The sequence below is a fragment of the Pseudomonas sp. Sample_10 genome (genome assembly GCF_004321495.1).
Lineage (GTDB): Bacteria > Pseudomonadota > Gammaproteobacteria > Pseudomonadales > Pseudomonadaceae > Aquipseudomonas.
The window spans coordinates 1-23907 of sequence record NZ_RCOE01000034.1 but is presented as its reverse complement, the minus strand read 5'-3'; the positions used below and the strand labels follow the sequence as shown (position 1 = coordinate 23907).

18 protein-coding genes are annotated in these 23907 nt (G+C 60.3%); 5 read left to right on the top strand and 13 right to left on the bottom strand.

Going from position 1 to position 23907, the window contains the following annotated elements:
• Positions 1-22 precede the first annotated feature (22 nt).
• The 13 genes from D8U18_RS02355 to D8U18_RS02295 all read right to left on the bottom strand — a co-directional run bounded on the left by D8U18_RS02355 (position 23) and on the right by D8U18_RS02295 (position 13660).
• Positions 23-1051: an HAD family hydrolase gene (locus D8U18_RS02355; RefSeq protein WP_131106927.1), complete on the bottom strand. Its 1029-nt coding sequence runs from the start codon at positions 1049-1051 to the stop codon at positions 23-25.
• Complete coding sequence (locus tag D8U18_RS02350; protein WP_131106926.1) at positions 1048-2496, bottom strand: BatD family protein; 1449 nt, start codon at positions 2494-2496, stop codon at positions 1048-1050. Before D8U18_RS02350 ends, D8U18_RS02355 begins: the two co-directional genes overlap by 4 nt.
• On the bottom strand, positions 2493-4073 hold the full coding sequence (locus D8U18_RS02345) for a VWA domain-containing protein (protein WP_131106925.1): 1581 nt from the start codon (positions 4071-4073) through the stop codon (positions 2493-2495). Before D8U18_RS02345 ends, D8U18_RS02350 begins: the two co-directional genes overlap by 4 nt.
• 1 nt (position 4074) lies before the next feature.
• On the bottom strand, positions 4075-5067 hold the full coding sequence (locus tag D8U18_RS02340) for a VWA domain-containing protein (protein WP_131106924.1): 993 nt from the start codon (positions 5065-5067) through the stop codon (positions 4075-4077).
• Complete coding sequence (locus D8U18_RS02335) at positions 5054-5635, bottom strand: DUF4381 domain-containing protein (RefSeq protein WP_131106923.1); 582 nt, start codon at positions 5633-5635, stop codon at positions 5054-5056. Before D8U18_RS02335 ends, D8U18_RS02340 begins: the two co-directional genes overlap by 14 nt.
• Positions 5632-6567: a DUF58 domain-containing protein gene (locus D8U18_RS02330; RefSeq protein WP_056855506.1), complete on the bottom strand. Its 936-nt coding sequence runs from the start codon at positions 6565-6567 to the stop codon at positions 5632-5634. The genes D8U18_RS02335 and D8U18_RS02330 overlap by 4 nt, the downstream gene beginning before the upstream one ends.
• Positions 6564-7544: a MoxR family ATPase gene (locus D8U18_RS02325; RefSeq protein WP_130931248.1), complete on the bottom strand. Its 981-nt coding sequence runs from the start codon at positions 7542-7544 to the stop codon at positions 6564-6566. The genes D8U18_RS02330 and D8U18_RS02325 overlap by 4 nt, the downstream gene beginning before the upstream one ends.
• A gap of 8 nt (positions 7545-7552) precedes the next feature.
• Positions 7553-8497 carry a transporter gene (locus D8U18_RS02320; RefSeq protein WP_131106922.1) on the bottom strand — a complete coding sequence of 315 codons (945 nt, stop codon included), beginning with the start codon at positions 8495-8497 and terminating at the stop codon, positions 7553-7555.
• Between the two features lie 12 nt (positions 8498-8509).
• On the bottom strand, positions 8510-9916 hold the full coding sequence (locus D8U18_RS02315; RefSeq protein WP_056855503.1) for a DUF1254 domain-containing protein: 1407 nt from the start codon (positions 9914-9916) through the stop codon (positions 8510-8512).
• A gap of 27 nt (positions 9917-9943) precedes the next feature.
• Complete coding sequence (locus D8U18_RS02310) at positions 9944-11395, bottom strand: DUF1254 domain-containing protein (protein WP_131106921.1); 1452 nt, start codon at positions 11393-11395, stop codon at positions 9944-9946.
• A gap of 11 nt (positions 11396-11406) precedes the next feature.
• Positions 11407-12198: a hypothetical protein gene (locus D8U18_RS02305; protein ID WP_056855502.1), complete on the bottom strand. Its 792-nt coding sequence runs from the start codon at positions 12196-12198 to the stop codon at positions 11407-11409.
• Between the two features lie 298 nt (positions 12199-12496).
• A complete protein-coding gene (locus D8U18_RS02300; protein WP_130905642.1) occupies positions 12497-12775 on the bottom strand; it encodes a DUF6124 family protein in 279 nt (92 codons plus the stop codon).
• Positions 12776-13234: 459 nt separating this feature from the next.
• Positions 13235-13660: a YciI family protein gene (locus D8U18_RS02295; protein ID WP_131106920.1), complete on the bottom strand. Its 426-nt coding sequence runs from the start codon at positions 13658-13660 to the stop codon at positions 13235-13237.
• Positions 13661-14020: 360 nt separating this feature from the next.
• Here D8U18_RS02295 and tpx point away from each other — a divergent pair, with 360 nt between their 5' ends.
• The 5 genes from tpx to D8U18_RS02270 all read left to right on the top strand — a co-directional run bounded on the left by tpx (position 14021) and on the right by D8U18_RS02270 (position 23889).
• The gene (gene tpx, locus D8U18_RS02290) at positions 14021-14521 is read left to right on the top strand and encodes a thiol peroxidase (RefSeq protein WP_056855499.1); all 501 of its coding nucleotides are present in this window, start codon (positions 14021-14023) and stop codon (positions 14519-14521) included.
• Positions 14522-14892: 371 nt separating this feature from the next.
• A complete protein-coding gene (locus D8U18_RS02285; protein WP_131106919.1) occupies positions 14893-16209 on the top strand; it encodes an MdtA/MuxA family multidrug efflux RND transporter periplasmic adaptor subunit in 1317 nt (438 codons plus the stop codon).
• On the top strand, positions 16206-19310 hold the full coding sequence (locus tag D8U18_RS02280) for an MdtB/MuxB family multidrug efflux RND transporter permease subunit (protein WP_131106918.1): 3105 nt from the start codon (positions 16206-16208) through the stop codon (positions 19308-19310). The genes D8U18_RS02285 and D8U18_RS02280 overlap by 4 nt, the downstream gene beginning before the upstream one ends.
• Complete coding sequence (locus tag D8U18_RS02275) at positions 19307-22414, top strand: efflux RND transporter permease subunit (RefSeq protein WP_131106917.1); 3108 nt, start codon at positions 19307-19309, stop codon at positions 22412-22414. The genes D8U18_RS02280 and D8U18_RS02275 overlap by 4 nt, the downstream gene beginning before the upstream one ends.
• Entirely contained in the window at positions 22411-23889 is a 1479-nt protein-coding gene (locus D8U18_RS02270; RefSeq protein ID WP_131106916.1) for an efflux transporter outer membrane subunit, read from the top strand. Before D8U18_RS02275 ends, D8U18_RS02270 begins: the two co-directional genes overlap by 4 nt.
• The last annotated feature ends 18 nt before the right edge of the window (positions 23890-23907 follow it).

The window sequence follows — 23907 nt, the reverse complement described above, 5'->3', positions numbered from 1 at the left end:
GCGGTCCTGCGTTACGCTTTTTTTACTGCACTTGCCCGGTAGTGGTGGTATCGAACGGATAGATACGACGCCATTCGGCTGCCATGTCGACGACGGTCCAGCCACGTTTGTTTGCTTCGTCCAGTGCCTTGTCCAGACGGCCGATCTGCGACTGGCGGTCGTAAGCCCATTCGCGTTTGGCGTCGGTGTGGTGCACCAGCCCCATGAATCGTTTGCCCGGCCCGGCGGCCGTCCACTGCAGCATCTGCAAGTCACCGTCGGAGTTGCCGAAGGCGAGAATCGGTCGTCGGCCGATCACTGCGTCGATGCTCACCGGTTTGCCCGGGCCGTCATCGTTGTGCGCCAGTTTCGGCGTGCGCAGGATCGACGCCTTGCCATCCTTGTACTCAAACGTGGTGACAAAGGTGGTGCCGATGACTTGCTCGGGTGGAATGCCATAGACCTTTTCGGCGAACGCACGCATGAACGCGGTGTCGCCGCCGGAGACGATGTATGTTTTGAAATTCTGGCTGCGCAGGTAGTCGAGCATTTCCAGCATTGGCTGGAAGATCATTTCTGTGTACGGCTTGCCGGTTTTCGGATGGCGGGCCTGGGTCAGCCAGGTCTTGGCGTAATCGTCGAAGGCCTCGGTGGTCATGCCGGTGTGGGTGGCGCCGAAGATCTTCATCATGCCTTCCAGGCCGGTGGCGGCCAGGGCCTTGTGATCGTTTTCCAGCACGGCCTGGAACGGCTGGGTGGTTTTCCATTCCGGGTGCTGCGGCGCAGTGCGCTTGACCTCTTCGAGGGCAAACAGAAACTCGAAGTACATCGGTTGCTCGCTCCACAAGGTGCCATCGTTATCAAACACGGCGATGCGCTCCTCGGGTTTGACGAAGTCCTTGCTGCCCTGATCGGTGACGGCCTGGACGAATTCGATGATGTTCTTTTTCGATGGGCCGTCGTTCCATGACGCCAGCGGCTCGGCGGCCTGTACCAGCAACGGCAGGCTCAAGGCCAGCGCCAGCAGGAACTTGAGCCCTTGAATTTGGCGCAACGAACTCGGACTAGTCATGGGAAATCCTTCTCGAGAACGGGGTTGAGTGGTCGCAATGCAGTAGCGACTGATTCTTTGTTGTGTTCGGCCTGACTATGCAGCGTAGTCAAGGATTTCTTCAGTTGGAGCACTGCCTGATCTTTGGTCGGTTCTCGGCCGTAGCAGGCCCGCAGAAACGCTTGCAAGCGCGGGCCGAGGCCAGTGAGCTTCAAGCCCTTGCGGCTGCGGCGCGTCCACAGGTACAGCGCGCTGAGTTGCGGCGGCTTGCCATCAAGTTGCGCCGGTATTTGTTCCCAGGCGTAATCGGCAGAGGCCAGCCAGGCCTTGTGCCGAGCCTGACGTCGAGCCTTCCAGCCGAGGTACGCGCGCCAGGCGTAGGGACGGGCAAACCAGCCCAGCACAAGCAACCCCGACAGCAGCGCGAGCAGGCCGAAGGCAAAACCCGAAAGGTGAAGGCGATTGCCCTGACCGAGTGTTTTCAAGTCTTCAGTGATCGAGAAAACCGGTTTGTAGGCACTGTTGGCGGCGGCATCGAAACTGATCGCCGGCACTTGCGCAGTGCGGATCTGACGAGTGCTGGCGTCCCACCATTTCACCGCGATCGGCGGGAGACTGTAATGGCCTTCGACGTCGATCCGGTAGGTCACGGTATCGATGCGCTGCCCGCCGTTGAAGTGGCCACGGCCATCATCCAGATTGCTGACCTGCGGCGATTTCGCGTAACGACTCAGGCCGCGTACATCGCCCAGTGACGGCGTTGGCAATGACATGCCCAGCGCGCCATCCGCTTGTAGCGTCAGTTCTCGGGTGATGCTGTCGCCGACTTTCAGTGGGGCGGTCGAATTCACGACCTTTTGCGTGAAGCGCAAGCCTTGCGCCACCAGCACCGGCTCGCCGACGTCAAACCCTGGTGGTTGTGTCGCCGTGAAATGCAGGGGCAAGCTGTGGGCGCTCAACTCGGTACTGGCTTGGCCCGGTGTGGCGCGAACGGTCAAAGCCGGAACGTCGAAACCCTGCGCCACGTTCGGGGTGATCAGGTAGCTGTAGCGCAAACCGCTGAAGGATTGGCCATCAAGGGTCTGATTGATGTGTTCGGCATGGCCGTCAGGCGGCAGCACCAGTGCGCCGGGCAGCTTCAGGTCGGGCAGGGTGGGCGCACGGGTGAACCAGGTGTCGGTCAGGACATCGAGTTGCAGTTCGATCAGGCTGCCGACCATCGCCGGTTCATTGGGTTGCAGGCTGGCCTGGACCCGCAGTTCGGGTTCGGCGGCGAGGGCGTTGAGGCTGATTAACAGGGTGCCGAATAAGGTGGTGATTGCTCTGGCGCTATCGCTGGCAAGCCAGCTCCCACAGGGTTTTGTGTGGTTTTGGAATCTAATGAACGACGCAAAACCTGTGGGGGCTGTGGTGCGACGATTCGACTTGCCAGCGATGGAGGTGACTCGGTTTTTCAGGAAGGTCATGGTTTGACCCCCGCCTGATCCTGCAAACTGAATTTCTGTTTGAGGAATTTCGCCGGCGATGTCGTCAGGTTCTGCAACCATTGTTCATCCGAAGCCGCCTGTTCGGTTTGCACCGGTTTTTCCTGACCCTTGCCCGGCGCCTTGTCCATTTTGATTTCGTCGGGTTTGACCTCGGGGGCATTTTTCTGCGCGTCTTCGGTGTCTTTCTGCAAGGCGATCGCCAACGCCAGGTTGGCCGTTGCCTCAGGAAACTGCGGTTGCAACTTCAACGCCTGGGTGTAGGCCGCGATGGCCTCGTCGAACTTGAAGCGCCGCACGTAAATGTTGCCCAGATAGAAATAGGCTTGTGGCGTTTGCAGGCGCGCGAAACTGACCAGTGCCAGGTCGAAATCAGCAGCGTTATAGGCGGCGATGCCTTTCCAGTAAGGGTCGACGAAATGCGCTGCCGCCTGGGGGAAATGCCCATGCTCGAAAGCCCAGCGGCCTTGCTGGTCCGGGGTGAAGAACGCATCGGTCAGCGGGTTGGCCTGTGCCGGGGTTGGTTGCAAGCCGACGCCGATGGCCAGTAAAAGACCGGCGACCCAATTCACGCTCCAACCCTTGCGCACGCTGAAAAAACCGATCAGCAGCAGCGGCCAGCACAACCAGTAACCGGCATCCTTCCAGTGCAACTCACGTTGTTCGTCGCTGGCACGCTGGAAATGTCGCTGGGCGTGCAAGTCGACCCAATCCAGATCGTCGTTGTTGAGTGTCAGGCTGCCCAGCGGCGCATCTACCGCAGAGGCCAACTGCTTGAGCGCTGCCTGATCGAAACGGCCGAGTTGCGGGCGACCATTGCTGTCGGTGCGCGGTTGGCCGCTGGCATCGTGGATGATGCCGCCATCCTCGTTGCCGACGGCGAGGACCAGTACCTGCAGAGCTCCGCCATCGAGTTTCTTGTTCAGGTCATCGAGCGTCGATGTGTCTGCGCCGTCGGTGATCAGCAGCAACGTGCCGGGGGTTTTTTCAGCAGCCAGCAGACGTTTGGCCTGGTCGATCACGGCGCCGACGTCCTTTCCGGGTTTGCTGATCAGGTCGGTGCTCAGTGCTTGAATGAACGTGTCGAGCAGGGCCGGGTCGTCGGTGGCCGGCAACACCAGATGGGCGCTGCCGGCGTAGGCGATCAGCGCATTGCGCGCGCCGGCCCGACGCTGGATCAGGTCATGCAGCTTGTGTTTGGCCGCTTCCAGGCGTGTCGGTTGCACATCATTGGCGTCCATCGAAGGCGACAGGTCAACGGCGATGATCAGCGGTGCACGGTTTTCCAGGAAATCCGGGCGATCCTGCTCCCAGGTCGGCCCCGCAGCGGCAACCGCGCCGAGCATCAGCATTGCGCTGACCAGGTGCACCGGGCGCAGCCATTGCTGGTCTTGCGGGGTGATCAACAAGTGCGGCAACAAGTGCTCGGCAATGTTGCTGCGCAAACGCCGCTGCATGTCTCGGCTGCGGCGCCACAGCCATGGCATTAATGCCGCGAACGGCAGCAGCAACAGCCAAAGCGGGCGCAGGAAGTGCAAGTCGCCGAGGTTGATCTCCATCTCAAACCTCCTGCCGCTGACGCACAATAAACAAACGTGGACGCAGCATGGCGAACAGGTGATAGAGCGCGAGTACCGCGATGGCCATCCCGAGCGGCCACCAGAACAGATCGCGTTTGGGTTGGTGGCTGAAGGTTTGCACTTGGTGCGGGGTGAGTTGATCGAGGGTGCTGTAGACCTGAGCCAGGGCATTGCGATCTTCGGCACGGAAGAACTTGCCTCCGGTGGCTGTGGCAATCTGCTGCAAGCCCTGCAAATTGACCTTGGCTTCGCCCTCGGCATCAGGGTCGCCGATGCCGATGGTGTGGATCACTACGCCTTTGGCAGCAGCCATTTGTGCTGCGTGATCCGGCGTGATGGCGCTGCTGGTGTCGTTGCCGTCGGTGAGCAGAATGACGACTTTTTCCTGTTCATGGGCCTGGTCCAGCAGCTTCAGGCTCAGGCCAATGGCGTCCCCGATCGCGGTGTTGGGCCCGGCCATGCCGATGCCGGTATCGTCCAGTAACAGCGACAGGCTGGCATGATCGAGGGTCAGTGGCGCCTGCGGGTAAGCGCCGCTGCCAAACACGATCAGGCCCAGGCGATCCTCTTTGCGTTTGTCGATAAAACCATGCACCACGTCCTTGACCGCTGCCAGGCGATTGACCTTCTGGCCGTTGGCATCCGTGAAATCGGTGGTTTCCATGGACTGGGAAATGTCGATGGCGAGCATCAGGTCGTGCACCGGTTGCTGGCGCTCGATAGGTTTTTCCACGTAAACCGGGCGGGCGGCCGCCAGCAGCAACAGCGCCCACACCAGCAGATTGAGCAGCAACTGCCAGTGGTTGGTGCGAGTTCCGGCCTGGCTTGGCGCCTGGCCAACCGCACGGCTCATGGCGCCGAAAAACGGCACCCGGACCGCGCTGCGAGCTTCGCGATAATCAGGCAGGTAGCGATAACCGAGCCACGGCAAGGGCAGCAGCAATAACAGCCACGGGTATTCAAGCTGCCACATGATGCCGCTCCACCCAGAGTTTGCAGGTGTCGAACAACTGTTGGCGTTGTTCGGGGGGCAGGGCGCGCAACAGCGCATCCGGTGCATAGGCGAGCAGGGCCAGTTGCTGACTGAAATCGGCGGGGAGTGGCTCTTTACTGTGCCGTTGCAAAAAAGCCTGCCAATCCTCTTTTCCAAGCGCAGCAGGCCCCTGTAGGAGCATGGCTTGCCCGCGATGAACGATGACGCGGTTGGTCTGGGGGACCGAGGCGTCTGCATCGCGGGCAAGCCTCGCTCCTACGGGGTTTGTGTGGGGCATTGAGATGGCCACGCGCTTGAGCAGTTCCGGAAGCTCGCGCAATGCGTTCAGGTCATCACTGCGCTTTTGCAACTGCGCCAACCGCACCAAGGCTTCACGCCGATAGCGGTCACGCCGCCATTGCCGATATCGGCGGGCGGTCAGTAATGAAATCGCAACAACCAATACTGCCAAAAGCATCCACCAACCCCAGGTTTGCGGCGCATAACTGATCGGTGCCGGCAAGGCGATTTCCTTGAGCTGCTCGATGCCCGGAATATTCGGGTTCATCGCCGCGTCCCCGACTGCTTGCCCAACTCGGCGCGCAATTGTTCGTGAGCTTCAACGGCGGTGCTGAACATCATCAGTGGCACCTGACTGCGCCGCAGCAGCGTGGCCACATCCTTAAGCCGGCCGCTGAGAAAGTCGCCCAATGGCTGGTGCACCTGACGGCGTTCCACCGCCAGTTCAACCTGGAGCTGGCCTTGGGTGATCAGCAGCCGGCCATTTTTCGGCAGATTCAAGGCCAAGGGATCGTAGACCTGCATGGCGATCACATCGTTGTGCGCCGCGAGCTGCCGCATCAGCTGCAAGGTTCGTTCGCCGGCACCGGCAAAGTCACTGACGATGCAGATCAGGTGATCGTGACCGGCCACGGCCAGGCACTGTTGCAAGACCTTGTCGAGCTGGTCTTGACCTTCAGCGTCCGGGTTGGCGGCATTCAACGCCTGATTCTGTTCGGCGATGCGGCTGCACAACGCTTCGATGCGTTTGCGGCTACGCAGCGGCGCGATGCTGTCGATGCGCCGGTCGTTGAACACCAGCCCGCCGACCCGGTCGCCGGCGTTGAACACCATCCACGCCGCCAGCGCGCCCAGCTCGGCGGCGACCGCGGATTTGAAGCTGCGTTGCGAACCGAAGAACATGGACATGCGTTGATCGACCAGGATCAACGCCGGGCGATCGCGCTCTTCGGTGAAGGTGCGCACCACCGGTTTGCCGGTGCGCAGGGAGGCGCGCCAATCGAGGTGCCGCAAATCATCCCCCGGCTGATAGCGTCGCAGCTCATCGAAGTTCAATCCGCGACCGCGCAAGCGCGACGCGTGATTGCCGGCCAGGATGCTGCCCTGCGGTTGGCGGGCAGCAAAACTCAGGTCGCGAGCCTTGAACTCCACGGCCATCAATTGCGCCAGAGAAACGTAGACCCGCCCATCAGCATTCATGCAGGAATCGCGACTTTATCGAGCAAACGGTCGAGCACTTGATCGGCCGTTACACCATCGGCCACCGCGTCGTAGCTCAGTTGCAGGCGATGACGCAGCACCGGGTGCACCACGGCGCGCACGTTATCCGGCGAGACGAAGTCCTGGCCTTGCAACCACGCATCGGCCCGGGCGCAACGATCCAGGCCGATCCCGCCGCGAGGGCTGGCACCGATGGCAATCCAGCGGCCGAGGTCGGCGTCGTAATCGGCCGGGTGGCGCGTGGCGTTGATCAGGTCGATCAGGTAGCGGTCGATGGCGGGGGACACGTGCACCGCACTGACTTCCCGGCGTGCGGCAAAGATCACCTCTTGCGACAGCTCGAAGCCTTTGACCGCGGGGGCTTTGGCGCCGAGGGCCTGTTCTTCTTCGCGCAGCAGGCGCAGTACCTGGCTTTCGTTTTCCGCGCTCGGGTAATCCAGCAGCACTTTCATCAGGAAACGGTCCATCTGCGCTTCCGGCAGCGGATACGTGCCTTCCTGTTCGATCGGGTTTTGGGTGGCAACGACGATGAATAGTTCCGGCAAGGCATGGCTGTTGCCGGCCACGGTGATCTGCCGTTCTTCCATGGCTTCGAGTAACGCGGCCTGGACTTTGGCCGGGGCGCGGTTGATTTCGTCGGCCAGGATCAGGTTGCCGAACAGCGGGCCGGGCTGGAACTGGATCTGGTTCTGGCCATCGACCTGATGCAGCACTTCGGCGCCGGTGATGTCCGATGGTAGTAAGTCCGGGGTGAACTGGATGCGGCTCATCTTCGCGTCCAGGTGCTTGGCCAGCGCTTTTACCGTGCGGGTCTTGGCCAGCCCGGGCAGGCTTTCCAGCAGCAGGTGCCCGTTGGCCAGCAAGCCCAGGAGGATTTGCCGGATCACCTGGTCCTGGCCGAGCACTGCTTCGGCGATGCTGGCTTGCAGGGCGTTGAGGTCATTGAGCGCAGTCACGCGGCCTCCTAGAAAAATGCCAGTGTCATGTTGACGGCGATGCCATTGCCTTCCGGCCGGTTCTTGGTGTCGAACTCCGGCACCCAGCGCAGGCTCAGGTTGGCTTCGGCGTCGGCAAACTTGCCGGTCCAGCCCACGACAGGACCGGCGCCCACCGAGCGCCCGCGAAAACCGCTGGTGGCGCTGCCGCTATCGTCGTTGATCTGCTGGATGTAACCGGCGGCCACACCGGCAGCCCAGCCATTGCCGAAGCCGTGGGTCCAGAGCGCGTCGAAGGTGAATAGATCGCCGTTCTGGTAATCCGTGGCGTCGTTTTCGCTGTAGAACTCAAGGCCGCTGGACAGGGTGAGCTCGCCACCGTTTCCGTCCAGGTGAGTGAAGGCCACGGTAGGCATGAAGGTGTAGGTGTTCTGCCCGGGGTTGGCCAGGCGGTCGTCGTTATAGGCGCCGGTCGGCACGTAGATCGGCAGCGAGAACGAGATATGGTTGACCTCGTCGAAGTGATAGCCGGCGGCGATCGGTGTCACCAGCATGTCGGCAAACTGGGTGCCTGTGTCTTCTGTCCCCAGGGTTCTGCCGCGAGGACCTGTGATGTTGGCGGTCACGTCGGTGTACTGCACGGGCACGCCGATGGCCGAGGCGTAGTTCCAGCGTCCCTTGCCGGTGTCCCAGACATGGGTGAAGTTGGCCATGGTGTAGGAAACCTTCATGTCCAGCCCGGTACTCAACGCGCCGACAATCGGCACTTGGGTGTTGCCCTTGAGATCGCCGTCATACCAGATGCTGGTCAGCGACATGACCCAGCCCGGTTCGGGCGGCACGATCCCGGCATTGGAAAAAACCTGCTGCCCGGTGATCGGCCGGCCGACGCCGCCTTCAACGGCCAACACCAGCGGACTGCCGCCGATCATGCACAGCGCCAACAATGGGCGCACAACACAGGGCTTGATCATCACTGACTCCGCTTATTGATCTTGTTGGTTGACGGGTGTCAGCAACGGCATTTTCCATTGGCCGCTGTTGACTTCCGGTTTCGGCAAGTAGAGGCGCAATACGCCATAGAACGGGCCGTTCGGTGCTGGCAGCCAGTTGCTTTCCAGCTCTTTGGCCGGTGCCTTGTTTTGTATGTAAAGGGTCAGGCCGCCGTCCGCGTCGAGCTTGAGGTCCGGCAGCATGCGCGAGTTGATCAGGTAGCGATTGAGCGGATTGGCCACCAGCAGTTTGTTCCTGCCGTCGTACATTGTCAGCGACCAGAAAGCGTCGGCCGGGGGCAGTGCACCTTTATCGAAATGCAAGGTGTAGTCGTGCTTCGAGGCATCGACAGGGTGGTTGTCCTTGTCGACGAAGTAACCGATGTAATTCGCCTCTTCAGCGGAATTGCCGAAAATCCCCATGTTGGCGCCCGCGTAGCGGTACAGGTAGTTGCCCTTGAGGTGGTCGCGGGTGCCAAAAAAATCGCCGCTGGTGACTTCGTGGGTATCGACTCTGCTTTTCTTGAATTGGGCGAACTCTGCTTTCGCGTCAGCGATGCCATCTTCCAGGGCCTGGCGCTGATCGGCGCTCAGTTTGCTCAGGTCGAATGGTTTGCCGGCTTCGATGCCAATGGTTTTGAAACGTGCAAGAAGATCCTTTTCAACGTCCTGGGGCGGGGTGAAGGCCAGCATGAAATTCAGGTAGCGGAACAGGTCCGGGGTGTCGCTCATGGTCGGCGCGGGTTTGGGCCAGGCGATTTTTGCCGGGGCCGGCGGCGCCTTGTGCTTGTCGTAATGACTCAGGGTTTCGACCTTGTAACCCTTCTGGATCTGCTTGACCTTGGCCAAGTCCGCGTCGTCGAACAGCTGGGTGCGATACAGCGCGTAGGCGATGTTGCTTTCACTGCGCAGCAGCCGATCGATGTTCAACGGTTGCTTACCCTGCCAGTCGGGGCCGGCGATCATGAAATGGCCACCGTTATTGCCAGTGCTGCGGGTGCCCAGGTAGGCGAAGTTTTGCGTATAGGCGTCAATCAGCTGCACGGAGTAATAACGGTGCTCTTCGACGGGCGGAAGCGTCAGTACCAGCGGTTCTGCGCGCAAGTCCATCCATACGAAGGAGTAGGGCGTGTCAGCATTTGGCGTGACGAACGCGGTGTCCTTGGCGGTAAAGGCCTTGGCGGTGTTGCCGATCTGATTGAACGGTGCCTTGTAGTTCGCGCTCGTCTCGTCTACGGCCTGGGTGTAGAGCGTCTTGTACATCTCCACCACCGGGAAACCGTATAAATAGGCTTCCTTGGCTATGCCTCTTGCTTGTTCCGGGGTGGCTGTGAACTCGGCCCAGGCACTGGTGCTCAGCGCCAGGGTCACTACGGTCAACAGCACGTTACGTTGATTCATCATGCGTCCTTGTTGCAATCGCGGGCGTTATTCCACGTTTGTGATGTCGTCGAGTTTCCAGCTTTTGTCGAAATAGGCCTCGGTCGGCGCGTACAGACGGAAGTAACTGAACCAGTGCTTGCCCGGCAGGGTTTGTACCCAATTATTCTCGAAGCCTTTTGGTGCGGTCGGGCCGAAGTACAGGTCGACGGACCCATCGGCGTTTTTCTTCAGGTCCTGGCGCGAGGAGAGGTCGGCCTTGCGCTGCGGATTGTCGATCAGGCAGCGACTGTCGATGTCGTACACGGTCATCGACCAGAACTGCTTGGCCGGAGGATTGGCGCCGACGTGCAGGCGATAGTTTTTCCCGCCGTCGAGCCATTCACCCTTGGCGTCGGTGTATGCGCCCAGGTAGGTCTGACCGAGGCCCGGGGTTTTCGAGACCATGCCTTTGGTGTTGGTGACCGCTTCGTAGAACCACGCACTGCGTTCCCACAGCTGGTCGTAATAGGCCACGCGTTGCGATGGCTCGGCGATGTTCAGCACCGTGTCCCATTGCCGATCAGGCCAGTACTGTGCATCCGGGAAACGCTTGGCGAAGGTGTTGGCCTTGGCGATCAGCTCACCGACCTGTGCCCCTTGCTCAAGTGCCTTGCGCTGGTTGTCATTGGGGTTGAACGGCTTGTCTTTCTCGATGCCGAGGCTGGCGAGCATGGCCATGTAAAAGCGGTCGCGTTCGTTGACCGGTTCTTTCTGGATGATCTGGTGCAGGCGCTGCCAATACGCCAGGCCGCGTGGCTGGGTGCCGGACCAGGCTTTGCCACCGGGAGTGAGCAGTTTGGTCTTGGTCGGCTCGGCACGTTGGGCGTAGGGGTACATCTTGAATTGTTCGACCAGTGCCTTGCCCTTGGCCGGGTCCGGATCGAGCACACGAAAACCCACCAGCACGTTCATGGTTTCCGATTTGGCCAGGTAATACTTGCCAGCATCGGCCGGCAGCTCGGCGCCCGGTGGCAGCACCAGGTATTTGCCGCCCTTGCCTTTGTCCGGGCCGGTCTGGCCCATGTCGATGATCGCCCGCTGCCAGAAATCACCGATGCCGCCCGCTGTTGGGCCTGACGGCAATTCAATGACCAGCGGCCCGGTTTCATTCAAGTCGACAAAGCCGAGGATATACGGCGTGGTGGCGTTGGCGGTGATCACGCCAAGCTTGTCTTCGTAGCTGTTGAGTACCATCAGGTCGCCACTGTGGGCGCCGAGTTTGTCGCGAAACTCTGCCTGCCATTGCGCGTAAGACACCAGTGGCAAGGCCCACAGGTAACTCTGGGTGGCCTGCTGGAAATCCAGTTCAGCGTACAGTTTGGCGACGGAATCGTGGGCCGGCAGCTCGCCTTCCATGCTGATCTTGCCGATTCGCGTGTCCAGCTCCTGCGCACCGACCCCACAACTGACGAACATGGTCATCAGGCTGAAACCGGCGGCGCGAAGTGCAATGTGCATAGAAAAAATCCCTATTTGCCGAACGTGACATTGAGGCCGGCGTACAGCGTAAATTTCGGCAGGCCATCACCTTTGTGATCGACGGTCCACTGCGGCTCTATGAATGCGTTGAGGATATTGGAACCGGACTTCCAGACTTTGCCGCCACCCAAACCGAGTGGGATGTAGTGGGTGTCGTTTTTCAGGTCGAAGGTCCAGGTACCGGTTGAACGCAGGTACCAGCCTTTTTCCAGGTTGTGAATGATGAAAGGCTGCAAGGTTGCGCTTTCGACGTGGGGCCGGTCGCTGTCACCTGCGAAAGAGCTCTGGTATTGCACCAGCGCACCCAAAAGGCCCCGGGGCGAGGAATCGATGGCGACGGCGGCCAGACCACCTTGCCATTTGCCGGTGCCGAGCTCGTCCTGATCGGCGGTGGGCGCGGTGATCATCGGGCCAACACCCAATTGCACACCCTCGGTCTTGAGCAAAAAGATATCGAACAGGTTGAGGTCGCCCTCACCGGTGCTGTAGCCGCTGCTGGGATCGGGGCGAGTGCTGATCGGCGCAGTGGCACGTATCAACTGCGGGACACCGATGAAGTCGTTGGGCGCAATCGGCAGCGTGCCACGCACCAACAGATCGTTGGTGTGGATATTGGAGTCGTAAAACTTCGGGGTGTAATAGTCCTGCAGACTCATCCCCGGTGCGATGTTCAGGGGGTTGTTGCTTTTGTTGGCGGTCTCGGCGTCATCCGCGTGCGCGTAAATAAAAGGCACGAACGAAAACGCCAAAAGAAAGGCGTGCTTCCCCAATGTGTTTGACATGATTCCCCCGGCTCCCTGGTGGCTCACTTGGATGACTCGGCACTTGATGGCCGTTACTGCGTAATCCCTTTCCTTCAAGCCCGTAGGACACGTCCTTGAAGGTAGCAGCAATATGAGGGAAATCCAGCCAAAAGTGTTAACTATTTAGTTTTTTGTACAAGTTTTTTGATTTTCTCGTGTACTAAAAAGTTAATAAAAATCAGTGGGTTGAAGGCGGGCGGGGTTGCTGGAACTAGAAAACCCGCAGTCTGTAATGAAACAAACGGCGGGTTTCACGGACGTTGTAGTTCAGTGTGAATCAGGGCGGGTCGAGGTTGTCCAGCACCCGGTTGACTGCCAACTCCCCGAGCATGATCGATTGCTGAATCCCCAGCAGCGTGTTGCTCTGCGAGCCTTGCAGATATCTGGCGAAATCACTGGCCATGACATTCGCCGAGGCCAGCGATTCACAGGCATATGCCAGCAGGGTTTGATTGTCGATGTCGGGGGCGATGAGGAAGATGTTGCTGGGTTGGTGGGGAGATTGGCTGGAGGTGTCTGGATCGGTGTCCGGTGGAGTTGAGCTCGATTTGGTCATGGCAACGTACCTCTAAAAGTAGGGGGCGCAACCATCTCGCTACTAAACGAAAGGGTGGCAGCTATGCGCAAGTTAGTAGACCGGTACGTTGCCAAACCCGGTGCACCCGAAGATGCCATGCGCACAGCCGCCATCAAATACAGGTGAATACCTGACCAGATGACACTCATGCAACCGTTAGCAACAAGCCGGGCTACTAAACCCGGTCACTGACAATCAGCGACGCCAATCAAGTTACCGACGGCCTCTGGGACGCACAAGCCGGCGGATTCTGGCGTAGTTGTAGGCAATGCCGCAAGGCGCTGTAGCCTCCCGGAAGCTGGCATTTTGATGCAAAACATCACGCTCACTGACGCTGAGCAAAAGTAAGCGGTTTAGCAGAGGTAGAGCCCGTCGGAGATCACGTCCACTCGGGACGTGGCCATGCCAGCGCATCATGGCAACTCACTTGAAAATGGCTCAGGACTGCTTGCCCTTGCCAAACGCCCGCTCTTCCTGCTCCCGCAATTCCGGCGTCAGCTCTGCACCGAAATCCTCCATTTCAAATACCTGGCGAATCTCGATTTCCGCTTCCGTGCCGGGCATTGGGTTGGGGCAGCGCTTGACCCATTCGACGGCCTCTTCTTTTGATTTCACCTGCCATAGCCAGAAACCGGCGATCAGTTCCTTGGTTTCGGCAAAGGGGCCGTCGATGACCGTGCGTTTATCACCCGCGAAGCGCACGCGGGCGCCTTTGCTGCTCGGATGCAGGCCTTCACCAGCGAGCAGGATGCCGGCCTTGGCCAGTTCTTCGTTGTAGTTGCCCATGGCGGTCAGCAGTTCGGTGCTGGGCATGATGCCGGCTTCGGAATCCTGGCTGGCTTTGATGATGATCATGAAGCGCATGGTGGTTTCTCCGCATGATTTGAACGATTCGCTTAATGGTCGAATGGTGAGGACGCAAATCGACAGCGCGTCCAAAAAAACTGAAAGAACCTTAGGCGCGGCATTGCGATGCGTAGCGATTATTTATGTAACACCGCGATTCTCTGTGGGAGCTGGCTTGCCAGCGATAGCAATCGGCCGGTCACAGCGGTGTTGAATGTAAGGCCGTCATCGCGGGCAAGCCCGGCTCCCACAGGGTTTGGTGGTGACTGGCAAAGCAATACTTCACGATTTGTATCCGGGGTAGGTCACCGGGCCATTTCGTGGTTAACTTCGACCTCTTCAAAATTCTCTACCACAACGTTCAGAAGGACTCCGTTCATGGCTCAAGTCACTCTTAAAGGCAACCCTGTTCAAGTCAACGGCCAACTGCCTCAAGCCGGTTCCAAGGCGCCAGCCTTTTCTCTGGTTGCCGGCAATCTGTCCGACGTCACCCTGAAAGACTTTGCCGGCAAGCGCAAAGTGCTGAACATCTTCCCAAGCGTCGACACCCCGACCTGCGCCACGTCCGTGCGCAAGTTCAACGCCCAGGCCAACGATGTCGCCAACACCGTGGTGTTGTGCATCTCCGCCGACCTGCCATTCGCCCAGGCGCGTTTCTGCGGTGCGGAAGGCCTGGAAAACGTCCAGAACCTGTCGACCCTGCGCGGTGCCGAGTTCATCGAAAACTACGGCGTGGCCATCGCTGACGGCCCACTGAAAGGCCTGACTGCCCGTGCCGTGGTGGTTCTGGACGAGAATGACAACGTGCTGCACAGCGAACTGGTCAAGGAAATCGCTGAAGAGCCGAACTACGAAGCAGCGCTCGCTGCCCTGAAATAAGCATACCTTTACAAAGTTTAACGCCTCCTAATCTCCACAATGCTGTTCAGTTAAGAGATAGAGCGAGTAATCAGTAACCTGTGGAGGGGGAGCTTGCCGGAGCGCCGCATCGTCCCGCTGGACCGCTTAGCAGTCCCATTTTTGGGGCCGCTTCGCGCTCCAGCGGGAGCAAGCTCCCTCGCCACAGGTGCAGTGTTCGTCCATAACTGAATAGCATTACCCCTCTGTCCAGGCCGTTTTCATTTGTGTTTCAGTGTCTTGGATAAATCTTCTGTTACGTAAGCCGAAGGTAAATTGCCGGTAAAGGCACTTTGCTTAATCCCCGCCAGTGCTTATCGTTCAGCCTCATGTAAAACAAGCCCACGCGCCCAATGGTTGATCATTCAATGCAATCCTCTGCTTCCCGTAGTCCTCGTCGCTGGCTGTTCGGCCTGCTTGTCCTGCTGGTCATCGCTGGCCTGTGCTGGAAATTCTGGCCCGGCAGTACTGCGCCCAAAGAGGGGGCGGGGCAGAAAGCCGTGGCCGGACACACAGGCCGTTCGGGCGGTATGCGTCCGGGGTTCGGCGGGGCGTCCGGGCCCGTTCCGGTGCGTGTGGCGCCGGCGGTCACCGGTGACTTCCCGCTGTATTACAAGGCGCTGGGCACGGTCACCGCGCTGAACACGATCAATGTGCGCAGCCGCGTGGGCGGTGAGCTGGTCAAGATCCATTTCGAGGAAGGGCAGATGGTCAAGGCCGGCGATCTGCTGGCCGAGATTGATCCGCGTCCTTACCAGAACGCGCTGCTCCAGGCCGAAGGCACCTTGCTGCAGAATCAGGCGCAACTGAAGAACGCCCAGGTCGACGTCGAGCGCTATCGCGGCCTTTATCGCGAAGACAGCATCGCCAAGCAGACTCTGGACACCGCCGAAGCACTGGTCGGCCAGTACCAGGGCACGGTCAAGACCAATCAGGCGGCGGTCAACGACGCCAAGCTCAATCTCGAATTCACCCGGATCCGTGCGCCCATCGCTGGTCGCGTCGGTTTGCGTCAGCTCGATGTCGGTAACCTGGTAGCGGCCAATGACACCACGGCGCTGGCGATCATCACCCAGACGCAACCGATCAGCGTGGCATTCACCTTGCCGGAGAACAGCCTCGATGTAGTGCTGGCGCGCTATCGCAGTGGCGCAAAATTGCCAGCCGAGGCCTGGGATCGCGGCGACACCAAATTGCAGGCCACCGGCGTGTTGCAGAGCCTGGACAACCAGATCGATGTCACCACCGGCACCCTGAAATTCAAGGCGCGTTACGACAACCGTGACCAGGCGCTGTTTCCCAACCAGTTCGTCAATGTGCGCCTGCTGGCCGACACCCTCAAAGGCGTGGTGCTCGCACCTTCGGCGGCGATTCAGTTCGGCACCAACGGCACTTTCGTCTATGCCCTGGATGGCGACAAGAAGGTCAAGATTCGTCAACTGAAGATCGGTGCCAGCGACGGTGAGAACACCGTGGTCACCGAAGGCCTGGCCGCCGGTGATCGTGTGGTGCTGGAAGGCACTGATCGCTTGAAGGACGGCAGCGATGTGGAAGTGGTCAACGATCCGCAGCAAGTGCCGACCAGCCCAGCCGGCCATCTACAGGGCAAATCCGCGGCTACCACGACTGAACCGGCACCTGCCGACAAGGCGAAAAAGGGCGGCGCATGAATCTCTCGCGGCTGTTCATCCTTCGTCCGGTAGCGACGACCCTGAGCATGCTGGCCATTATTCTGGCCGGTGTGATCGCCTATCGGTTGCTGCCCGTGTCGGCCTTGCCCCAGGTCGACTACCCGACCATTCGGGTCATGACGCTCTATCCCGGCGCCAGCCCGGATGTCATGACCAGCGCCGTGACTGCGCCCCTTGAACGCCAGTTCGGGCAAATGCCCGGTCTGACGCAAATGGCCTCCACCAGTTCTGGTGGTGCGTCGGTCCTGACCTTGCGGTTCAGCCTCGACATCAACATGGACGTGGCCGAGCAGCAGGTGCAAGCGGCCATCAACGCCGCCACCAATCTGCTGCCCTCGGACCTGCCGGCGCCGCCGGTGTACAACAAGGTCAACCCGGCCGATACGCCGGTGCTGACCCTGGCCATCACGTCCAAGACCATGCTGTTGCCAAAGCTCAATGACCTGGTCGACACCCGCATGGCGCAAAAGATTGCCCAGATCAGTGGCGTCGGCATGGTCAGCATTGCCGGTGGTCAGCGTCAGGCCGTGCGAATCAAGGTCAACCCCGAGGCGCTCGCCGCCAACGGCCTGAACCTGTCCGACGTGCGCACGTTGATCGGTGCCTCCAACGTCAACCAGCCCAAGGGCAACTTCGACGGCCCGACCCGGGTGTCGATGCTTGATGCAAACGATCAACTGACCTCGCCCAAGGACTACGCCAACCTGATCCTCGCTTACGCCAACGGTGCGCCCCTGCGCCTCAAGGACGTGGCGGAAATCGTCGACGGCGCCGAAAACGAGCGTCTGGCCGCGTGGGCCAACGAAAACCAGGCGGTGCTGTTGAACATCCAGCGCCAGCCCGGAGCCAACGTCATCGAAGTGGTCGACCGGATCAAGGCCTTGCTGCCGAGCATCACCGACAACCTGCCGGCTGGTCTCGATGTGGTGGTCCTCACCGACCGCACCCAGACCATCCGTGCCTCGGTCAAGGATGTGCAACACGAACTGCTGATCGCCATAGCGTTGGTGGTCATGGTCACGTTCCTGTTCCTGCGTCGGGCCAGTGCGACGATCATTCCGTCGGTGGCCGTGCCGCTGTCGCTGATCGGCACCTTCGGCGTGATGTACCTGGCGGGGTTCTCGGTCAATAACCTGACCCTGATGGCCCTGACCATCGCCACCGGTTTTGTGGTGGACGATGCGATCGTCATGCTGGAGAACATTTCCCGGTTTATCGAGGAGGGCGACAGCCCGCTGAACGCCGCGCTCAAGGGCGCCAAACAGATCGGCTTCACCCTGATTTCCCTGACCCTGTCGCTGATCGCCGTACTGATTCCGCTGCTGTTCATGGCCGATGTGGTAGGGCGCCTGTTCCGCGAATTCGCCATTACCCTGGCAGTCGCCATCCTGATTTCGCTTGTGGTGTCCCTGACCCTGACGCCGATGATGTGCGCGCGCCTGCTCAAGCGCGAGCCCAAGGAACAGGAACAGGGTCGTTTCTACCGGACCAGCGGCGCGTTCATCGACTGGATGATCGCGGCGTACGGGCGCAAGTTGCAGTGGGTGCTCAAGCACCAGCCGCTGACGCTGATGGTGGCCATCGGTACCTTGGCGCTGACTGTGTTTCTGTACATGGTGGTGCCCAAGGGCTTTTTCCCGGTGCAGGACACCGGGGTGATCCAGGGCATTTCCGAGGCGCCGCAGTCGATTTCCTTCGCGGCGATGAGTGAGCGTCAGCAAGCGCTGGCCAAGGTCATCCTCGCGGATCCGGCGGTCGAGAGCCTGTCGTCCTACATAGGGGTGGATGGCGACAACTCGACACTCAACAGTGGCCGCTTGCTGATCAACCTCAAATCCCACAGTGACCGCGACCTGAGCGCCACTGAAGTGATTGCGCGCCTGCAACCGGAACTGGACAAACTGGTGGGCATCCGCCTGTTCATGCAGCCGGTACAGGACCTGACCATCGAGGACCGGGTCAGCCGCACGCAGTACCAGTTCAGCATGTCTTCGCCGGACTCCGAACTGCTCAGCCTGTGGAGTGGGCGTCTGGTGGAGGCGTTGGCACAACTGCCTGAACTGACTGATGTCGCCAGCGATTTGCAGGACAAGGGCTTGCAGGTCTATCTGGTGATCGACCGTGATGCGGCGTCGCGGCTCGGCGTGTCGGTGTCGAACATCACCGATGCGCTGTATGACGCCTTCGGTCAGCGGCAGATTTCCACGATCTACACCCAGGCCAGCCAGTATCGGGTGGTGCTGCAATCGCAATCCGGCGAGAAAATCGGCCCGCAGGCGCTGGACCAGATCCACGTCAAGACCACCGATGGCGGGCAGGTGCGCTTGTCCAGTCTGGCGCGCATCGAAGAGCGCCAGGCGCAACTGGCGATTACCCACATCGGTCAGTTCCCGGCGGTGATGATGTCGTTCAACCTCGCGCCCGGCGTGGCGTTGGGGCATGCGGTGGAGATCATCGAGCAGGTGCAAAAGGACATCGGCATGCCGATCGGTGTGCAGACCCAGTTCCAGGGCGCTGCCGAGGCGTTCCAGGCTTCGTTGTCGAGTACATTGCTGCTGATCCTGGCGGCGGTGGTGACCATGTACATCGTGCTGGGCGTACTCTACGAGAGCTACATCCACCCGATCACCATTCTCTCGACCTTGCCCTCGGCGGCGGTCGGCGCCTTGCTGGCGTTGATCCTGAGCGGCAATGACCTGGGGATGATCGCGATCATTGGCATCATTTTGCTGATCGGTATCGTCAAGAAGAACGCGATCATGATGATCGACTTCGCCCTCGACGCCGAACGCAATCAGGGCATGGACCCGCAGACAGCGATTTATCAGGCGGCGCTGTTGCGGTTCCGGCCGATCCTGATGACCACGTTGGCGGCGTTGTTTGGTGCCGTGCCGTTGATGCTGGCCACCGGTTCCGGCGCAGAACTGCGCCAGCCGTTGGGTCTGGTGATGGTGGGTGGTTTGTTGCTGAGCCAGGTTCTGACGCTGTTCACCACGCCGGTGATCTACCTGTATTTCGACCGTCTCGGTCGGCGCTGGGGGCGCAAGCCTGAGCCTGTGGACGCGGTAGAGCAGCCATGAACCTCTCCGGTCCTTTCATCAAGCGCCCGGTGGCGACCATGTTGCTGAGCCTGGCGATCATGCTGCTGGGCGGTGTGAGTTTCGGCCTTCTGCCAGTGTCGCCGTTGCCGCAAATGGACTTTCCGGTGATCGTGGTTCAGGCCAGTTTGCCTGGCGCGAGCCCGGAGGTCATGGCGTCGACCGTGGCCACGCCGCTGGAGCGTTCCTTCGGCGCCATCGCCGGGGTCAACACCATGAGCAGTCGCTCCAGTCAGGGCTCGACCCGGGTGATCCTGCAATTCGATCTCGATCGCGACATCAATGGCGCGGCGCGGGAAGTGCAAGCGGCGATCAATGCTTCGCGCAACCTGTTGCCCAGCGGCATGCGCAGTATGCCGACGTACAAGAAGGTCAACCCGTCCCAGGCGCCGATCATGGTGCTGTCGCTGACCTCTGATGTACTGGAAAAGGGCCAGTTGTACGACCTGGCTTCCACCATCCTGTCCCAGAGCCTGTCCCAGGTACAGGGCGTGGGTGAAGTGCAGATCGGCGGCAGTTCCCTGCCGGCCGTGCGTATCGAACTCGAACCCCAGGCGCTCAACCAGTACGGCGTCGCGCTGGACGATGTACGTAAAACCATCGCCGAGGCCAACGTACGCCGGCCCAAGGGCTCGGTGGAAGATGCCCAGCGCCTCTGGCAGGTGCAGGCCAACGACCAATTGGAGAAGGCCAAGGATTACGAATCGCTGATCATCCACTACGCGGACGGTGCAGCCTTGCGCCTGAAGGATGTGGCCAAGGTCAGCGACGGCGTCGAGGACCGCTACAACAGCGGTTTCTTCAACAATGACGCGGCGGTGCTGCTGGTGATCAACCGCCAGGCTGGCGCCAACATCATCGAGACGGTCAACGAGATCAAGGCCCAGTTGCCGGCGTTGCAGGCGGTGCTGCCGGCCAGTGTCAAACTGAACCTGGCCATGGACCGTTCACCGGTGATCAAGGCCACCCTGCACGAAGCGGAAATGACCCTGCTGATCGCCGTGGCTCTGGTGATTCTGGTGGTGTTCCTGTTTCTCGGCAATTTCCGCGCTTCGCTGATTCCGACGCTAGCGGTGCCGGTGTCGCTGGTCGGTACGTTTGCCGTGATGTACCTGTACGGGTTTTCCCTGAACAACCTGTCGTTGATGGCACTGATTCTGGCCACCGGCCTGGTGGTTGACGATGCCATCGTAGTGCTGGAGAACATTTCCCGGCACATCGACGCTGGCATTCGCCCCATGAAAGCGGCGTACCTGGGCGCGCAGGAAGTCGGCTTCACCTTGCTGTCGATGAACGTATCGCTGGTGGCGGTGTTCCTGTCGATCCTGTTCATGGGCGGGATTGTCGAAAGCCTGTTCCGCGAGTTTTCCATTACGCTGGCGGCGTCCATCGTGGTGTCGCTGATCGTTTCCCTGACCTTGACGCCCATGCTCTGCGCGCGTTGGTTGAAGCCGCACACGCAGGGCCAGGAAAACCGTCTGCAACGCTGGAGCCAGCGGGCGAACGAGTGGATGGTCGGCAAATACGCGACCAGCCTGGACTGGGTGCTGCGTCATCGGCGCCTGACGTTGCTTAGCCTGTTTGTGACAATTGGCGTGAACATCGCGTTGTATGTGGTTGTTCCAAAAACATTTATGCCGCAGCAGGATACCGGCCAGCTGATCGGTTTCGTGCGCGGCGACGATGGCCTTTCGTTCTCGGTGATGCAGCCGAAAATGGAAACTTTCCGCCGCGAGGTGTTGAAGGACGAGGCGGTCGAAAGCGTGGCGGGCTTCATCGGGGGCTCGAACGGCACCAATAACGCCTTCATGCTGGTGCGCCTCAAGCCCATCAAGGAACGCGGGATTTCCGCACAAAAGGTCATCGAACGCCTGCGCAAGGAAATGCCCAAGGTGCCCGGCGCACAACTGATGCTGATGGCCGACCAGGACCTGCAATTCGGTGGTGGCCGCGAGCAATCCTCGTCGCAGTATTCCTACATCCTGCAAAGTGGCGATCTGGGCTCGCTGCGCGAGTGGTATCCGAAAGTCGTCACCGCGCTTAAAGCGCTGCCGCAGCTGACCGCGATTGACGCCCGCGAAGGCCGGGGTGCGCAGCAAGTGACGTTGATTGTCGATCGTGACCAGGCCAAGCGCCTGGGTGTGGACATGGACATGGTCACGGCGGTGCTCAATAACGCCTACAGCCAGCGGCAGATTTCCACCATCTACGACAGCCTGAACCAATATCGGGTCGTGATGGAGGTCAACCCGAAATACGCCCAGGATCCTATAACCCTCAATCAGGTGCAGGTGATTACCGCCGATGGCGCACGGATCCCGCTGTCGACCATCGCTCGCTATGAAAACAGCCTGGAAGACGATCGGGTCAGCCATGAAGGCCAGTTCGCTTCGGAAAGCATCGCCTTCGACATGGCCGAAGGCGTAACCGTGGAGCAGGGCAGCGCCGCCATCGAGCGGGCAATTGCCTCGGTGGGTTTGCCTGAAGATGTGATCGCGAAAATGGCCGGTACTGCCGATGCCTTTGCCGCCACCCAGAAAAGCCAACCGTGGATGATCCTCGGCGCGCTGGTGGCGGTGTATCTGGTCCTTGGCGTGCTGTATGAAAGCTATATCCACCCGTTGACGATTCTCTCCACGTTGCCGTCGGCGGGTGTCGGCGCATTGCTGTCGATCTACGCGCTGGGTGGCGAGTTCAGCCTGATTTCCTTGCTGGGCCTGTTCCTGCTGATCGGCGTGGTGAAAAAGAACGCGATTCTGATGATCGACCTGGCGCTGCAACTGGAACGGCATCAGGGCATGGCGCCGCTGGAGTCGATTCGCAACGCCTGCCTGCAACGTTTGCGGCCGATTCTGATGACGACGCTGGCCGCGATCCTCGGTGCATTGCCGTTGCTGCTGGGGCGTGCCGAAGGCGCGGAAATGCGTCAGCCGCTGGGCCTGACCATTATCGGCGGGCTGATCTTCAGCCAGGTGCTGACCCTTTACACCACCCCGGTGGTTTACCTCTATCTCGACAAACTGCGCCATCGCTTCAACCACTGGCGTGGGGTGCGTACCGATGCTGCTCTGGAAACTCCGCTATGACTGACCGTTCGCTGTTCAACCTGGCTACACCGCTGATCACCGCCCGAGGCTCGCGATTGTTGAGCCTGTCGCTGTGCGCGGCCCTGCTCAGCGCCTGCGCCATCGGCCCGGATTACCAGCGCCCGCAAACCGCCGAACCTGCGCAGTACAAGGAAGCGGCAGGCTGGCGTCAGGCCAGTCCGAGCGATTCCCTGGCTCGCGGTGCGTGGTGGGAGTTGTATGGCGATCAGCAGCTCAATGGCCTGATCGAGAAACTCAACAGCTCCAACCAGACTGTCGCGCAATCCGAAGCCCAGTATCGCCAGGCCCAGGCATTGGTGCGCAGCGCCCGGGGCGCGTTTTTTCCAACGGTTGACCTGTCGCTGGGCAAAAACCGCTCCAGCCAGGGCACCGGCAGCAGCAGTTCCAGCCTGACCAGTTCTTCCAGCGGTATTCGCGACACCTACACCGCTCAGGCCGGGGTGAGTTGGGAAGCGGATGTCTGGGGCAAACTGCGCCGTGGTCTCGAAGCCGACACGGCCAATGCCCAGGCGAGCTTTGCCGACCTGGCGGCGATGCGCTTGAGCCAGCAATCGGAGCTGGTGCAGAACTATTTGCAATTGCGGGTGATCGACGAGCAAAAGCGTCTGCTGGAAGCCACGGTCGAGGCCTATCGACGCTCTCTTAAAATGACCGAAAACCAATACCGTGCCGGTGTTTCCGGCAAGGATGCGGTGGCGCAGGCGCAGACTCAGCTCAAGGGTACCGAAGCGGACATGGTCGATCTGATCTGGCAGCGTGCCCAGTTCGAAAATGCCATTGCCGTACTGGTCGGCTTGCCGCCAGCAGAGTTCAGCCTGGCAGAAACCCCCAACATCCCGGCGCTGCCCGAGGTGCCCCTGAGCCTGCCTTCGCAACTGCTGGAACGGCGCCCCGACATTGCTTCGGCCGAGCGCTCGGTGATCGCCGCCAATGCCAACATCGGCGTGGCGAAGGCGGCGTACTACCCGGACCTGACCCTGAGTCTGAATGGCGGCTACAGCAGTAGCACCTCCAAAGACCTGTTCAGCGTACCGAACCGCTTCTGGTCGGTGGGGCCGCAACTGGCCATGACGTTGTTCGATGGCGGGCAACGCTCTGCTGAAGTGGACCGCAGTGAAGCCGCCTACGACGAAACCGTGGCCAAGTACCGTCAGACCGTGCTCGATGGCTTTCGTGAAGTGGAAAACTATCTGGTCCAGCTCAAGGTATTGCAGGATGAGGCCGTCGTGCGGCAACAGGCGCTGGATGCCGCGCGCGAGTCGTTGCGCTTGACCCAGAATCAGTACAAGGCCGGTGTGATCGCTTATCTCGATGTGGTCGTGGTGCAAGCGGCGGCCTTGAATAATGAGCGCAGTAACCTGGATTTGTTGCAGAGCCGCTTGATCGCCAGCGTGCAGTTGATTGCCGCACTGGGCGGCGGCTGGGACGGGCAGGTGTCACCGCAGAATCTGTAGGAATTGCAGGGGGGGGGG

Bases quoted from the DNA above. Each gene is read 5' to 3' on its own strand.
- D8U18_RS02355 (WP_131106927.1), bottom strand. From the start codon at position 1,051: ATGACTAGTCCGAGTTCGTTGCGCCAAATTCAAGGGCTCAAGTTCCTG.
- D8U18_RS02350 (WP_131106926.1), bottom strand. From the start codon at position 2,496: ATGACCTTCCTGAAAAACCGAGTCACCTCCATCGCTGGCAAGTCGAAT.
- D8U18_RS02345 (WP_131106925.1), bottom strand. From the start codon at position 4,073: ATGGAGATCAACCTCGGCGACTTGCACTTCCTGCGCCCGCTTTGGCTG.
- D8U18_RS02340 (WP_131106924.1), bottom strand. From the start codon at position 5,067: ATGTGGCAGCTTGAATACCCGTGGCTGTTATTGCTGCTGCCCTTGCCG.
- D8U18_RS02335 (WP_131106923.1), bottom strand. From the start codon at position 5,635: ATGAACCCGAATATTCCGGGCATCGAGCAGCTCAAGGAAATCGCCTTG.
- D8U18_RS02330 (WP_056855506.1), bottom strand. From the start codon at position 6,567: ATGAATGCTGATGGGCGGGTCTACGTTTCTCTGGCGCAATTGATGGCC.
- D8U18_RS02320 (WP_131106922.1), bottom strand. From the start codon at position 8,497: ATGATCAAGCCCTGTGTTGTGCGCCCATTGTTGGCGCTGTGCATGATC.
- D8U18_RS02315 (WP_056855503.1), bottom strand. From the start codon at position 9,916: ATGAATCAACGTAACGTGCTGTTGACCGTAGTGACCCTGGCGCTGAGC.
- D8U18_RS02310 (WP_131106921.1), bottom strand. From the start codon at position 11,395: ATGCACATTGCACTTCGCGCCGCCGGTTTCAGCCTGATGACCATGTTC.
- D8U18_RS02305 (WP_056855502.1), bottom strand. From the start codon at position 12,198: ATGTCAAACACATTGGGGAAGCACGCCTTTCTTTTGGCGTTTTCGTTC.
- D8U18_RS02300 (WP_130905642.1), bottom strand. From the start codon at position 12,775: ATGACCAAATCGAGCTCAACTCCACCGGACACCGATCCAGACACCTCC.
- D8U18_RS02295 (WP_131106920.1), bottom strand. From the start codon at position 13,660: ATGCGCTTCATGATCATCATCAAAGCCAGCCAGGATTCCGAAGCCGGC.
- tpx (WP_056855499.1), top strand. From the start codon at position 14,021: ATGGCTCAAGTCACTCTTAAAGGCAACCCTGTTCAAGTCAACGGCCAA.
- D8U18_RS02285 (WP_131106919.1), top strand. From the start codon at position 14,893: ATGGTTGATCATTCAATGCAATCCTCTGCTTCCCGTAGTCCTCGTCGC.
- D8U18_RS02280 (WP_131106918.1), top strand. From the start codon at position 16,206: ATGAATCTCTCGCGGCTGTTCATCCTTCGTCCGGTAGCGACGACCCTG.
- D8U18_RS02275 (WP_131106917.1), top strand. From the start codon at position 19,307: ATGAACCTCTCCGGTCCTTTCATCAAGCGCCCGGTGGCGACCATGTTG.
- D8U18_RS02270 (WP_131106916.1), top strand. From the start codon at position 22,411: ATGACTGACCGTTCGCTGTTCAACCTGGCTACACCGCTGATCACCGCC.